The organism is Chloroflexus sp., assembly GCF_049970315.1.
Taxonomy (GTDB): domain Bacteria; phylum Chloroflexota; class Chloroflexia; order Chloroflexales; family Chloroflexaceae; genus Chloroflexus.
In genome coordinates, this window is record NZ_JBMFNE010000011.1 from 1 (window position 1) to 14,095 (window position 14,095).

General features: G+C 55.9%; 14 protein-coding genes. 6 read left to right on the plus strand and 8 right to left on the minus strand.

Annotated features, from left to right (window positions below; translation table 11 throughout):
* The 5 genes from ACP5OT_RS09165 to rpsL form a co-directional block, all read right to left on the minus strand.
* On the minus strand, nucleotides 1-268 hold a 268-nt coding region (locus ACP5OT_RS09165; protein ID WP_428131960.1), incomplete at its 3' end, for a GTP-binding protein.
* Nucleotides 269-309: 41 nt separating this feature from the next.
* Entirely contained in the window at nucleotides 310-1,206 is an 897-nt protein-coding gene (locus tag ACP5OT_RS09170) for a class I SAM-dependent methyltransferase (protein ID WP_424675241.1), read from the minus strand.
* Between the two features lie 50 nt (nucleotides 1,207-1,256).
* Complete coding sequence (gene fusA, locus ACP5OT_RS09175) at nucleotides 1,257-3,365, minus strand: elongation factor G (protein WP_424675240.1); 2,109 nt, start codon at nucleotides 3,363-3,365, stop codon at nucleotides 1,257-1,259.
* Between the two features lie 62 nt (nucleotides 3,366-3,427).
* Entirely contained in the window at nucleotides 3,428-3,901 is a 474-nt protein-coding gene (gene rpsG, locus ACP5OT_RS09180) for a 30S ribosomal protein S7 (protein WP_424675239.1), read from the minus strand.
* Nucleotides 3,902-3,913: 12 nt separating this feature from the next.
* A complete protein-coding gene (gene rpsL, locus ACP5OT_RS09185) occupies nucleotides 3,914-4,369 on the minus strand; it encodes a 30S ribosomal protein S12 (protein WP_015941742.1) in 456 nt (151 codons plus the stop codon).
* Between the two features lie 340 nt (nucleotides 4,370-4,709).
* Here rpsL and ACP5OT_RS09190 point away from each other — a divergent pair, with 340 nt between their 5' ends.
* The 6 genes from ACP5OT_RS09190 to ACP5OT_RS09215 all read left to right on the plus strand — a co-directional run bounded on the left by ACP5OT_RS09190 (nucleotide 4,710) and on the right by ACP5OT_RS09215 (nucleotide 9,734).
* The gene (locus ACP5OT_RS09190) at nucleotides 4,710-5,450 is read left to right on the plus strand and encodes a WecB/TagA/CpsF family glycosyltransferase (protein WP_424675238.1); all 741 of its coding nucleotides are present in this window, start codon (nucleotides 4,710-4,712) and stop codon (nucleotides 5,448-5,450) included.
* A 59-nt stretch (nucleotides 5,451-5,509) separates the two neighbouring features.
* Nucleotides 5,510-7,063: an acyl-CoA carboxylase subunit beta gene (locus tag ACP5OT_RS09195; RefSeq protein ID WP_424675237.1), complete on the plus strand. Its 1,554-nt coding sequence runs from the start codon at nucleotides 5,510-5,512 to the stop codon at nucleotides 7,061-7,063.
* Nucleotides 7,064-7,276: 213 nt separating this feature from the next.
* The gene (locus ACP5OT_RS09200) at nucleotides 7,277-8,359 is read left to right on the plus strand and encodes an RNA-guided endonuclease InsQ/TnpB family protein (protein ID WP_424675236.1); all 1,083 of its coding nucleotides are present in this window, start codon (nucleotides 7,277-7,279) and stop codon (nucleotides 8,357-8,359) included.
* A gap of 54 nt (nucleotides 8,360-8,413) precedes the next feature.
* Complete coding sequence (locus ACP5OT_RS09205; RefSeq protein WP_015941745.1) at nucleotides 8,414-8,881, plus strand: ATP-binding protein; 468 nt, start codon at nucleotides 8,414-8,416, stop codon at nucleotides 8,879-8,881.
* Nucleotides 8,882-8,894: 13 nt separating this feature from the next.
* Nucleotides 8,895-9,326 carry an ATP-binding protein gene (locus tag ACP5OT_RS09210; protein WP_424675235.1) on the plus strand — a complete coding sequence of 144 codons (432 nt, stop codon included), beginning with the start codon at nucleotides 8,895-8,897 and terminating at the stop codon, nucleotides 9,324-9,326.
* Between the two features lie 39 nt (nucleotides 9,327-9,365).
* Nucleotides 9,366-9,734, plus strand: coding sequence for an STAS domain-containing protein (locus ACP5OT_RS09215; protein WP_424675234.1), 369 nt, complete (start codon nucleotides 9,366-9,368; stop codon nucleotides 9,732-9,734).
* Between the two features lie 88 nt (nucleotides 9,735-9,822).
* On the opposite strand, the gene ACP5OT_RS09220 is transcribed toward ACP5OT_RS09215, so the two are convergent.
* From ACP5OT_RS09220 to ACP5OT_RS09230, 3 genes are all read right to left on the minus strand, one after another.
* Nucleotides 9,823-10,836, minus strand: coding sequence for a bifunctional heptose 7-phosphate kinase/heptose 1-phosphate adenyltransferase (locus ACP5OT_RS09220; RefSeq protein WP_424675233.1), 1,014 nt, complete (start codon nucleotides 10,834-10,836; stop codon nucleotides 9,823-9,825).
* Between the two features lie 63 nt (nucleotides 10,837-10,899).
* Nucleotides 10,900-12,120, minus strand: a complete 1,221-nt coding sequence (locus tag ACP5OT_RS09225; protein ID WP_424675232.1) for a pyridoxal phosphate-dependent aminotransferase — start codon at nucleotides 12,118-12,120, stop codon at nucleotides 10,900-10,902.
* A gap of 680 nt (nucleotides 12,121-12,800) precedes the next feature.
* Nucleotides 12,801-13,919, minus strand: coding sequence for a hypothetical protein (locus ACP5OT_RS09230; RefSeq protein ID WP_428111451.1), 1,119 nt, complete (start codon nucleotides 13,917-13,919; stop codon nucleotides 12,801-12,803).
* Between the last annotated feature and the right edge of the window lie 176 nt (nucleotides 13,920-14,095).

Genomic DNA, 14,095 nt, shown 5'->3' on the forward strand with positions numbered 1-14,095 from the left:
TGATATAGTCGGCGTGACCGGGGCAGTCGACGTGGGCGTAGTGGCGCTTGTCGGTCTGATACTCGACGTGGCGAATGGCGATGGTAATGCCACGCGCCCGCTCTTCGGGAGCGTTGTCGATCTGGTCATACGCCATAAACTGGGCGGCGCCCTTGAGGGAGAGCACCTTGGTAATGGCTGCGGTCAGCGTCGTCTTCCCGTGGTCGACGTGGCCGATGGTGCCGACGTTGACGTGCGGTTTCGTCCGCTCAAATTTCTGTTTGGCCATTGTGTTGTTCCTCCGCGTTCTTGCGCGATCTTCTTATCCTGTCAGCCAGATACGGCTAGTTCCCGATCAGACCAGACGGCATAGATAGCCGTCGGCAACAGGCGGCGAGTTGTCTGTTCCGGGATTGCCAACTCGCCGGCGGTTATATATCCTGCAAACGGCGCCATGGTTTCGGCCAGAAGATTACCGATGGTCAGCGCCGAGATAGTGGTAGCGTAAGCACAGACCAACACCCCAAGCGGTTGTGTGCTCAACAAACGAGCGCACTGAGCGAGTAACGTTGGCAACTGTTCATGCAATCGCCAAATCTCGCCATTTGGCCCACGACCGAATACCGGCGGATCGAGCAAAATCAGGTCGTAACGATTACCGCGTCGCAATTCGCGGGCCACGAACTTACCGACATCATCGATCAGCCACCGGATCGGGCGATCGGTTAACTCGGCCAGTGCCTGATTTTCTTGAGCCCAGCGCACAGCAGGCTTCGAAGCATCAACGTGTGTCACATAGGCACCGTGGCGAGCAAGGTGTAGACTACTCAATCCGGTATAGCCAAACAACACCAATGCCCGCGGTTGGTTACGTCGTCGAACTTGTTGCGCCAGCCATTCCCAATGTGCGCTATGTTCAGGAAAGACACCGGTATGCCGAAACGGCGTCAAGCGCACCCAACAACGAACACCATTCGCATCGAGCTGCCAGCGTTCAGGTAAGGGACGATGGCTATGCCACTCACCCGGTCCCTCGTCACCGCGGGTACGACGGAAGGTGGCATCGGCCCGCTGCCACGCAGTTGGCGGAAGCTGAGGCGACCAGATCGCCTGCGTTTCCGGTCGGGCTAACACATACGGGCCAAACCGTTCCAATTTCGCACCGTGACCCGAGTCGAGTAACTCGTAATCGGTCCAACGCGGTGGTGTTAGCAGGCGTAGCTCCATCGTTGCAGAAAGGGACGGTCGCACGGGGCGACCGTCCCCGTCGTCCCTCACTAATTCGCGCTACGTTTCTCGATAATCTCCTTCGCCAGCGCCTCGGGCAAAGGTTCGTAGTGGTCAAACTCCATTGAAGCAGTAGCGCGCCCTTGCGTTGCCGAGCGGAGATCGGTCATATAACCGAACATATTCGCCAATGGTACGAAAGCGCGCACGACTTGAGCATTTCCACGCGCCTCGATACCTTCGATCCGGCCACGGCGCGAATTGAAATCGCCGATAACTGTACCGAGGAATTCCTCGGGTGTGACCGTCTCGACCTTCATAATCGGTTCAAGCAATTGTGGCTTACCGCGACGGACTGCCTCTTTGAGACACATCGAGGCAGCGATCTTAAAGGCCATTTCCGAAGAGTCAACTTCGTGGTACGAACCATCGTACAGGGTAGCCTTCAGATCGACCACCGGATAGCCGGCGATCACACCGGTCTGCATTGCTTCGCGCAAACCTTGTTCAACAGCGGGGATGTACTCTTTGGGAATGACACCGCCGACGATAGCATTAACGAACTCGAAGCCCTTACCGGGGGGCAACGGCTCAAACTTAATCTTCACGTGACCGTACTGGCCCTTACCACCGGTTTGGCGCACGAAGCGCGACTCTTGATCGACCGGAACGGTAATTGTCTCGCGGTACGAGACTTGAGGCTTTCCCTGATTCGCCTCGACCTTATATTCGCGGCGCATGCGGTCAACGATCACTTCAAGGTGCAACTCGCCCATACCTTTGATGATCGTCTGGCCGGTTTCCTGGTCGGTATAGACTCGGAAGGTCGGGTCTTCCTCGGCTAACCGGCTGAGCGCGATCGACATTTTATCTTGGTCGGCCTTCGTCTTCGGCTCAATCGCCATCTCGATCACCGGTTCGGGGAAGCGGATGCTCTCGAGCACGATTGGGTGATCGGGATCGCAGATCGTATCACCGGTATATGAATTCTTAGGACCGACCATGGCCGCGATCTCACCGGCGTAGACTTCATCAATATCCTCGCGGTGATTGGCGTGCATCCGCAGGAGGCGGCCAAGCCGTTCACGCTGTCCGCGAGTCGAGTTGAGCACATACGACCCCTTCGTAATCTTGCCGGCGTAGACACGGAAATAGGCCAGCTTACCGACGTAGGGGTCGGCAACGATCTTAAAGACGAGAGCGGTAAACGGCTCATCGTCACTGACACGGCGGGTAATCACCTCCACACCCTCATCACCCATCACCTGACCGGGCAGTGTGCCGGTAATAGCCGGGCGGTCGAGTGGTGACGGCAGATACTCAATCACCGCATCAAGCAACTTTTGAATACCCTTATTACGCAGGGCAGCGCCACAGAGCACCGGCACCAACTTACGTTCGATGGTCGCCTTACGGAGACCTCGCTTCAGTTCCTCGACGGTCAACTCCTGGCCTTCGAGATACAGCAAGGTCAACTCATCATCAGTTTCGGCGATCATCTCAACCAGCTCATTGCGCGCCTTTTCGGCGGCAGGCCGTAGCTCGGCGGGAATCTCCTCTTCGCGAATATCCTTACCGAGGTCATCGTAGTAAATAGTTGCCTTCATGGTGAAGAGGTCAATTGTCCCGCGGAAGGTATCCTCAACCCCAATCGGCAACTGGACAACTGCCGGCTTCGCGCCGAGGCGATCCTTAATCATCTGCACACAGCGCTCGAAGCTGGCGCCGACGCGATCCATCTTATTCACGAAGCAGATACGCGGCACGTTGTACTTATCGGCCTGTCGCCAGACCGTCTCGGACTGAGGTTCAACGCCAGCCACGCCGTCGAACACGACGATACCACCGTCGAGAACGCGCAGTGATCGTTCCACCTCTACCGTAAAGTCAACGTGGCCGGGAGTATCGATGATATTGATCCGATACTCAACGCCGTTGAGCCGCCAAGGGGCAGTGGTAGCGGCGGCGGTGATAGTAATCCCGCGCTCCTGCTCCTGCGGCATCCAGTCCATCGTCGCGGTCCCTTCGTGTACCTCGCCAATCTTGTAGGTGCGACCGGTGTAGAACAAGATCCGCTCGGTTGTGGTCGTCTTCCCCGCGTCGATATGGGCAATAATGCCGATGTTACGTACTTTGTCGAGTTCGATCTGACGTGGCATACCCGTCACATACTCCTACGTGAGGCGACATACGCCGCCATACCTCTAAACCGAGACCGACGTTAGAGCCGGCCATAGTGGGCGAAAGCGCGGTTAGCTTCCGCCATGCGGTGAACGTCTTCTTTGCGTTTGATCGTCGTACCGGTGTTGTTATAGGCATCGATCAACTCAGCGGCGAGGCGTTCGACCATCGGCTTACCGGTGCGAGCACGGGCTGACATAATCAGCCAGCGCATCGCGAGTGAATGGCGGCGATCGCTCTTCACCTCGACCGGTACCTGATACGTCGCACCACCAACGCGCTTGGGTTTTACTTCGATGGAAGGGCTCGCATTCCGCAGTGCCTGCTCGAAAATCTCCAGTTGCGGCTTCTTGAGCTTTTCGGCAGCGAGATCGAGCGCCTGATACACAATCCGCTCGGCAAGACTCTTCTTGCCGCGCTCCATAACCTTGTTAATAAACTTCTGCACGAGAACGCTATGGTAACGAGCATCCGGCGGAATCGGCCGCCGTTCAACTACACCGCGACGGGGCATACCGCACCTCTCTTACTTCTTGCCGCCCTTGCCGGCGGGAGCACCCTTGCCGACCGGTTGGTTCTTCTTCGTACCGTATTTGCTCCGACCCTGCTTGCGACCACTAACACCCTGGGTATCGAGCGTCCCACGGACGATGTGGTAGCGCACGCCGGGCAAGTCCTTCACACGACCACCGCGGATCAACACCACTGAGTGCTCTTGCAGATTGTGCCCCTCGCCGGGGATATATGCCGTCACCTCAAGGCCGTTGGAGAGCCGCACGCGGGCGATCTTGCGCAGCGCCGAATTAGGCTTCTTCGGCGTCATCGTTGTGACCTTGGTGCAGACGCCGCGCTTCTGTGGCGATCCGCGGCCGCGAGTCAGCTTCCCCTTCAGCGAGTTGTAGGTGAAGCGCAGGGCCGGGGCTTTTGTCTTTTTGACCACCGGCTTGCGCGGCTTCCGAACAAGTTGGTTAATAGTCGGCATCTACTGCTCTCCTTTGAAACGGCCTGCGATAAACAACCTTTTGCAGACAAAATAATAACTGGCCCAAAGATCTGGTCGCAGTATGCCACTGCGCCTTAGAAGTGGGCCGCATGGCGCACAGACATTCTGCTGCGCAATTTCTTCGCAGCAGTAGTGGAGTATAGCATTGTCGTCGGTCTTTGTCAAACCTGTGGACAAGAATGTGGATGGAGTAATGGGAGAGGTGTGACCCTGGCCGGGTTCAAACCGGATGGAACAGCAGGATGGTACGTCTGCATTTGTAGCCGGATGCGGTATGATGAGAGGTAACAAAACCAATAGCATACTCATAGGAATGGTCATGCGATCGGGCCGAATTAAGATTTTGGGCGTACCGATTGATGATATTACTGAACCAGAAGCGGTAGCGCTGGTACAGGCAATGATTGAACGTGGTGGGCCGCACCAGATCTGTACGGTCAACCCAGAGTTTATTATGGAGGCGCAGCGGAATTCGGCCTTCAGTTCTGTACTACAGGCGTCTGACCTGAATACACCGGATGGGTTTGGTGTGTTATTGGCAGCACGCTGGCTTGGTACTCCGCTCCGCGGGCGAGTGACCGGTGTTGAACTTACGCTGCGACTGGCAGCCTTGGCTGCCGAGCGCGGCTATCGCATCTTTTTTTTAGGAGCGGGTCCGGGGGTGGCTGAAGCAGCGGCGGCGGTATTACAGCAACGTTGGCCTCGTTTGCAGATAGCCGGTTGTTATGCTGGTTCGCCCGACCCGGCGAATGATGAAGAACAGCGTCAGATCATTGCCGCGGCACAGCCGGATATTCTATTGGTGGCGTATGGTCATCCGCGCCAAGAGTTGTGGATTGCCCGTAATCAGCCGGTGTTACGCATTCCATTGGCAATGGGAGTAGGAGGGACGTTTGATTATCTGGCCGGACGTGTCCCGCGGGCACCACGACTGTTACGTCGGTTAGGGTTGGAATGGGCGTTTCGGTTCGTGGTGCAGCCATCACGTTGGCGCCGGATCATTGATGCCGTGCCGGTCTTTGCGTTAACCGTAGTACGGCAAGGCCGGTGCAAGAGTTGATAAAATTTGCTTATCTAAAGTGCCGGCAGGAGAAGCCGGCTATTGAAGTGAGGAGTGCTATGGCGCAGACAACCGTAGAAAAGATTGCAGCCCTGCGTGAGCGACGTGAACGGGCACGCAATCAGGACCCGACAGCAATTGCTCGCCAACATGAGCGTGGTAAATTGACTGCACGGGAGCGCATTGATCGGCTGCTTGATCCCGGTTCGTTTGTCGAACTCGATGCGTTTGCCGTTCATCGGACATCGGCGTTTGGGATGGAACGGCGCAAGCCACTTGGTGATGGGGTTATTACCGGTCACGGGACGATAGATGGGCGTCCGGTATGTGTCTTCGCCCAAGACTTTACCGTGTTCGGAGGTTCGCTCGGTGAGGTTTTTGCCGAGAAGATTTGCAAGGTGATGGATCTGGCGTTGCGGATGGGAGTGCCGTGTATTGGGATTAACGACAGTGGTGGTGCGCGGATTCAAGAAGGTGTGGTTAGTCTTGGTGGCTACGCCGAAATCTTCTATCGTAACGTGATCAGTAGCGGCGTGATCCCTCAACTTTCGATTATTGCCGGCCCCTGCGCCGGTGGTGCGGTCTATTCACCGGCCATGACCGATTTTATCTTTATGGTCAAAAACATTAGTCAAATGTTTATTACCGGTCCTGATGTGATCAAGACGGTGACCGGTGAGGAAGTAGGGTTTGAAGAATTGGGTGGGGCTATGACCCACAACACGCGGAGTGGGGTTGCCCATTTTGCTGCCGATACGGAGGACGAGTGCTTTGATCAATTACGGACACTGCTGTCGTTCTTACCTTCGAATAATATGGAAGATCCGCCGTATCAACCGCCGACTGATGATCCTGAGCGGATGGATGAGGAGTTGCAGAGCATTATCCCTGATAATCCGCGCAAAGCCTACGATATGATTAAAGTGATTGAATCGGTGGTTGATGACGGGTTTTTCTTTGAGGTGCAGCCGGCGTGGGCCAAAAATATTGTGATCGGTTTTGCCCGGCTCGATGGGCATGTAGTTGGGGTTGTCGGTAATCAGCCATTGCAGATGGCCGGCACGCTTGATATTGACAGTTCGGTGAAGGCAGCGCGGTTTGTGCGCTTCTGTGATGCCTTTAACATTCCCTTGGTGACGTTTGTTGATGTACCCGGATTCTTGCCGGGCACCCAACAAGAATACGGCGGTATCATTCGCCATGGTGCAAAGCTACTGTACGCCTATTGCGAAGCGACCGTGCCGAAGTTGACAGTCATTACCCGCAAAGCCTATGGTGGGGCATACGATGTCATGGCCAGTAAGCATATTCGCGCAGATTTCAACTTTGCGTGGCCGACTGCGGAGATTGCAGTGATGGGTGTGGATGCCGCAGTGCGGATCATCTTCCGCAAAGAGTTGGCCGAAGCCGATGACCCGGCTACTCGCCTGGCCGAACTGGTGGAAGATTACCAGAATCGCTTTGCAAACCCGTATGTCGCTGCTGAGCGCGGGTATATCGACGCCGTGATCGAACCGCGCGAGACACGTCCGGCATTGATCCGTGCATTACGCTTGGCCCGCACAAAGCGGCAGAGCCTGCCGGCACGTAAACACGGCAATATTCCGCTATGATGCACCTATTTCGTGGGAGGCTAGATTTTCGATCTGGAGTCTAGATGCACATTGGCTGAGGCGTATGCTATCATAGTAGTATCACATCAAAACCCTTTCGTTGGGATGGGGTTGTCGTCTGTTGACAAATATGTACCTCAACGGGGATAGGATACCCAAATGCACCGTAATCATCGCAATGAAGCGCAGTGTTTGGGCCAATGAGGTGCTGGAATGTCGGTAGTACTCGCGCACAACATTGAGTTTTGTTCGATACAAGCGCAAGAAGTGTTCCTGCGCGAGGCAGTTGGTGTGGTGCGGTTTGTCGACAACTGGGTGCTCAAGGAGTGGCTAACGCACGACAAAGCGTACAAACATGTGCTTCCCAACCCACACGAGGCAGCCCTGAGACGGCAACCGAACGCGATCAAGTGCATACCTGAGTGTGTACCGCAGCAGGCCATCACGAATCTAGGCAAGGCATGCAATCGCTTTTTCCGTAAGGAAAGCGGGTATTCCACCTTCAAAAAGAAGGGTAGTCACGACAGTGCCCGTTTTGACAACGAGTTGGGCATCGTTCGCTGTGCAGGCAAGCGTATCAACCGGCCCATTGTCGGGTGGGTAAAGATGCGTGAGGCGCTGCGCTTGAGTGGCAAACCCCTGTCTGCCATGTGTGAGAGCGTGGCAGACCGTTGGTACGTTTCCCTCCCTGTCGAGGTTGAAGTGCCCAAGCCCCTCCGCGCGAGCCAAGCGGCGGTGGGCATTGATCTTGGCGTCACCACGTTAGTAACGCTTTCAACTGGTGAAAGACTGGAAGGCCCGAAGACGTTACCCAAGCACCTTAAGCGTCTGCGCCGTTTGAGCCGTCACTATCGTTGCAAAGCCATCGTCAGCAACAACCGGTGCAAATCGGCGCTGCGCTTGGCGCGACTTCACGCGTGCATTGCCACCATTCGGCGGGATTGGCTGCACAACCGGCAGCTTGCCCGTGCGATTGCCGACATCGGGATGCACGAGTTCAAGCGCAGGCTTCGCGACCAGGTGGCGCTCTCGGGGGCGATGCTGATGGAAGCCAATCCGTGGCTTCCCTCCTCGAAGACGTGTTCAGGGTGCGGTACCGTGGTGAAAAACTTACCGCGTTTCGTTTGGGAATGGACGGACGGCACGTGCGGTACGCACCATGACCGCGACGTGAATGCGGCAAAAATCTTGAGTGCCTGGTGCTCACGAGGGCGAGTTGCACCCGAAGTTATGCCTGTAGAGACCGGCCCTGCGGTGGAACGGCGTCGTGCCGGTATACGTGCATTCAGTCGATGAAGCAGGTATCAAACTTATCCTATTGGGGTATGGTTCAAGCAACGGAAGGTAGGAATGACCGATCAAGAAGGCGCCTCCGAACAAGTTATCGAATTGCGCCTGCCAAGCCGTTTGGGGTATGAGCGAGTCGCTATGGATACGGCAGCGTCGCTGGCGCGTCGCATGGGTTTTTCGCCCGATCGAATCGATGCGCTGCGGACAGCGATTGGTGAAGCGGTAACGAATGCCATCGAACATGGCAATCAGTCTGACGCCGCCATGAAGGTGGTGGTCGTACTTACCATTCGGCCTGATGAATTGATCGTGAGTGTGGCCGATCAGGGTCGCCAATTTCTCGATCCAACCCGGACGACAGCACAGCCCCGTATCGCTGATGCTTTGCAACGGGCCGATAAGGGTGGTTGGGGTATCTGGTTGATACGCGAGTTAATGGACAAGGTGGAGTTTACGTTAGCGCCAGATGGAGGGAATCAGGTACGGATGGTCGTCCATCTCGAACGATCGTCAACGAATAATCACTAAACCGGAAAGAGTCATGCATCTCATCCTACCCAGCATTCTTGGCTATGAAGTGATTGCTCGTGATGCGGTCTCGACGCTCGCTTTACGGTGTGGTATGCCACTTGAGCGCATAGAAGACGTGAAGACAGTACTTTGCGAGGCATGCGTGAGCGCGATGGAACAGGGGTGCCATTCCGATCCGCAACGTAAAATACAGGTCGTGTGTGAGGTAGATGAACGTCAACTGGTCGTTGAAGTGTATGCTGAGATTGGCGGCTCATTGGTATTACCGTGCAAGCCGGTGCAGTGGTCGCTCAAACAACCTACATCACTGCGCGACTTGGGGTTTGGGTTAATCGTGTCGCTCGCGGATGAAGTAAGCGTTAGCGCCGATGCTCACAATGGTACGCGGATGCGCCTCGTGTTTTATCGCGATCCAGCCGGTGTTGAGGTGAATATATCGTGACGTCTGCATGATGCGTTGTTACATATTGAGGAGTGGTCGATGTTAGAAGATGAGTTAAATGTCAATATCCGTCATCGTGAAGGAGTTGCAATTATTGATCTGATCGGTGATGTGACGACATTCGCCGAAGAAAAGATCAATAATGCGTATCGCCAAGTAACGACGCAGGGTGCTCGTTACATTCTGCTCAACTTTCGCCAGAATGACTATATCAATAGTGCGGGGATTGCAATTCTGATCGGCATTGTCACCGAAGTAAACCAGCATGGGCAAAAGCTAGCGATTAGTGGCTTGTCGCCACACTTTCAGAAGATTTTCCGCATGGTCGGGTTGGCACAGTATGCCGAAATTTATCAGACCGAGGCGGAGGCACTGAGTGCTTTTAAGCGGCTTAGTGCAATCGAGTGATACGCGCAGGTTGTTAATTCACAATTGATGATCGGTGATAACAGGAGCGGTGGAGTGTTTGCCAAATGCTCCTGTTCTTGTTTTATGTTCACACTTCGGCAGTGGCAAGTGCCGCGGCCAATTCGGTTGGTGTTACCACCGCATTGCCCAACCGCCTGACGACAAGTGCTGCGGCGATGTTGGCTAATGCTGCTGCAATCTTGCCACGATAACCGGCAGCCAGTGCCAACGTTGCGACGGCAATGAACGTATCGCCGGCACCAGTCGTATCAAAGACTTCGCTGACGCGGTAGGCCGGGAGTTGGAGGTATGGCTCGTCATCACCGATCAGGGCCAATCCGGCAGGGCCACGGGTAACGATCACAAGACGCGCGGCAAGTGTGCGGTACAGCCGGCTAATTGCACCGGCGATGGTTTCATCGTCGATTGCAGACATGCCTAGCGTTGCAGCGGCCTCGGCGTCGTTGCAACGAAAGAGGCTGGCGTGGTGGTAGTAATGGGCATTTCCCTGTGCATCAACCGCAAAGATTGCCCCATGCCGTCGACATAAATCACGCACCGCATCAACGACCCGTGGGGTGAGTAACCCCAGTTGATAATCGGAACAGATTACTGCGTCAGCATACGGTATCTGCTCGGCAAGTGCTGCGATCACCCGCTCTTCAATAACTGGTGCGAGAGGGCTGCGGTCGAGTCGGTCGAGGCGTGCAACCTGTTGGGGAAGACGTGGGCTGGCATCGGCCAGAATCCGAGTTTTGCGGGTCGTCTTCCGTCCGGTAATCGTGATGACGCCACTGTCGTCAATCGCCGCCGTGTGTAGGAGGGTGCGGAGATGCTTGCCCTCTTCATCGTCACCGATAACAGCGACAAGACTGGCGTGCGAACCGAGAGCGACGATATTACGAGCCGGATTGGCTGCCCCGCCGAGAATAGTTTCGCGCCGTAGGTACTCTAACACCGGGATCGGTGCTTCACGCGAGAGGCGGGTAGGTCGACCGTAAAGGTACTCGTCAAGGGTAATGTCACCGACCACAACAACTCGCCGACCGGCGAGCGCCGTCGGATCGGGCAACTGCGTGTGATGAGGAAAGGCGGTTGGCATACGAGTGATAGGGTATGGCAGCAAGGGCAGTCATCGCCGACTGCCCTGCTGAGGTAGTCTGAATTAGGCGTGGTCGACAAGTACTGCTTCACGGAAGCGCTGCATACCGATCCGGATATCTTCACTACCGGTAGCGTATGATAGGCGCAGGTAGCCGGGTGCGCCGAAGGCTTCACCGGCGACACAGGCGATATGCGCCTCTTCGAGCAAGTATAGGTTTAGCTCCTCGCTGGTCGTGCAAATCTTCCCGTTGCGTAATGGGCGATGGAGCAGGGCACTGACGTTGGGGAATACGTAAAACGCACCGTCTGGTACAGTGCAGCTTATGCCGGGGATTGTTGCCAACAGTTCAAGAATAAGATCGCGACGGCGGTGGAATTCAGCGGTCATTGACGTGACCGCAGCTTCGACCGTTGGGTTGGGCGTGTAGGCCGCCAGTGCTGCATCTTGCGAGATGCTCGATGTGTGGGTACTGGTATGGCTCTGAATAGCTTTAATTGCCTCGATAATCGGTTGCGGACCGGCGACATAACCGATGCGCCAGCCGGTCATGGCATACGCCTTGGCAGCGCCGTTGACGACCAAGGTGCGTTCGGCTAAATCAGGGGCAATGCGTAACAGGCGTGCGTAGGGAACATACGAGATTGCATCGTAAATCTCGTCGGTGATAATAATGGCCGGATGATCACGCAACACATCGGCCAGTGCTGCCAGTTCCTTGGCGCTGTAGACCGCACCGGTCGGGTTTGATGGCGAATTGAGTACAACAACTCGCGTGCGTTCACTTAGGCTCGCCCGTAGTTGGTCAGGTGTCAGCTTAAAACCGGTCTGTTCGGTTGTTTGTGGCGTAATCGGAGTAGCACCGGCCAACTTGGCCTGCTCAACATAACTTACCCAATATGGAGCAGGAATAATCGCTTCATCACCCTCGTCGCACAGCGCCTGAAAGGCGAGGTAGAGGGCTTCTTTTGCGCCGGTCGTTACCGTTACCTGGCCGAGACCGTAGGTAATGCCTTGGTCAGCAGTGACGCGGGCGGCGACAGCCTTGCGCAGTTCGAGCGTACCGCCGGTAGGTGTGTAATGGGTGTGGTTCGCGTGGATACCGGCAATCGCCGCTTGCTTAATCGGTTCGGGGGTATCGAAATCAGGCTCTCCTACACTAAATGAGATAACGTTGATTCCGGCGGCACGCATTTGAGCGACGCGAGCCGTCATCGCGGCAGTAGCCGAGGCTTCAAGCGCAGCGAGACGGCGAGCAAAGTGATATTCCATCTTGGCAGACATGGAACTCTCCTATCTGGTTGTCTGCTGAACGGCGCGGTGCAGACATCAGGTGTGGTTGATACACTTTCGGCAATTATACCAGAGGGATGAACCGGTGCTGTTGTTGCCAATCGCACGTCCTCCCCAGAGCTTGTTGTGCTTGTTCGACCACACAAGATGCAGTACGGCCACAGCCCGAAGCTCCGACAGGCTGCCGACCGGTTGGCGTCGGTTGGCGACTTTTGGTTGCGTGTCGGGGTCTAAGCAGCAGCCGCCGGTTGGGTTCCCGGATTCGCTCCGGTCAACGAGCGCTGGTGCACGTTCCTAATAGGTGACAGGCGTGACAATCACGGCAGCAGCCGCCAGGTGGTTCGTGTTGCCCTTGCGGTGGTTATGCCCGTCGGAGCCGGTGCGCGCACCATAATATCCCATTGTCGTTAGCCAGCACCGGGGGAGCTGCGCGACGGCGTCCTTCGGTCGCAGATCGGTGGCAGCTCCCGCCAAGGTGCATCTGTGCAGACAATCCACCGCATTCCATACAAATCTGAGGCAACACGATCTCGCACTGTAGCGCGTTTGCGGTCAAACGGTTGGGAAGGGTGCGACGACGGCTCATTCCTCATCACAAACGGTAGGTGGATAGAGTTTGGCGCGTCAAGCTGAAAGCGCGCTACGGCTATCGCTGAAGTGCATAACCGGCTCTAGGGCCTGCTCATCAGCTCCGGCAGTTTACCGGTACGGGCATACTCTTGCACGGCCAGGTAAATAGCGCGAGGTGTGCCGTCAGGGTCGACGAAGTTCCAGGCATCGGGGTAGGAGCGAGTACGGAACGGCGTACTGAATTGCCAAACAATGGTCGCTTCTAGCCATGGGTATCGGCGTGACCATTCGTAGGTGGCAATCGTCCAGCGTACACGGTCGGCGGGGCGCACAGCACCACTCCAGCGTGGGTGGTCGTTATAGCCACCTTCAGTAATGATGATCCGTTTGTCGGAGCCACCGAGTCGATCAAGCAGTGCGCGCACCAGCTCAATGCGTCGAAAATTAACTCGGTCGGGTGCGGGGGCGGTTTCTGGTGGTTCAAGGCCGCCGTAGGCGTGAACGGCCCACATATCGAAAAAAGGAAACGCGCCGGCATCGGCGAGTGAAGCGAGAAACTGCATATCGTCCATTCGTAGATTCCCACCTTCAAGGCTTGGGCCGGGTGACAGTGCGCCGGCAATCACAATGGTCTCTGGAGCAACTGCCTTGATTGCCGGATAGGTCTGTTTGAGCAGATCGGTATATGCACCGGGATCAGGTGGACGTTCACCCCACTCAAAACGTAGATTCGGCTCATTCCAAATGACAATATGGCGTACTCCTTGCAGTGCATACCGCGACGCAAATGCAGCAGCAAAGCGTGCGAAATCGGCAAAGTGGTCGCGATCGAGATAGCGGTCGGTGGTATTGGGTGGACGGGCCCAAGCTGGTACAATGTCGAGCCGGGCAACGACTTGGAGGCCTTGAGCACGGGCGTGGGCGATCACCATATCGGCTCCTGTCCAATCGAAGCCATAACGGGAACGAGGCTGAATGTAGGCCCACGGAAAGAGTTCTCCAATCCAGCTTGCTCCCATCTCGTTGACTTGCGCGAGGGTGTGGCGAATGTAGGCTTCATCACCGATCCCGGTCAGGCGCGTATGGACACCGATCAACGGGTTGGTGGTGATAACCGTGCGTGGTGGTGGCACGTTGAGCGGGCGTGGGAGCCGTAGTTGTAAGAATTGCCCACTGATCAGCGCCAGCAAGGCAAGTGCGAGCAGGATGAGACGGTACATACGGTTTCATCGTTACCCAGCGGGGACGGTGCATCGGCTTTGTTATCACCATCCTACCACACGTGATGACGTCACGTTGATTTGACATAAAAAACCTGTGCAAGAACTGTTCATCTGTCTTGCGTCACCATCCTAACCGTGCTATAAAGATGTAGGTTGTTCATTTTTGCACATTG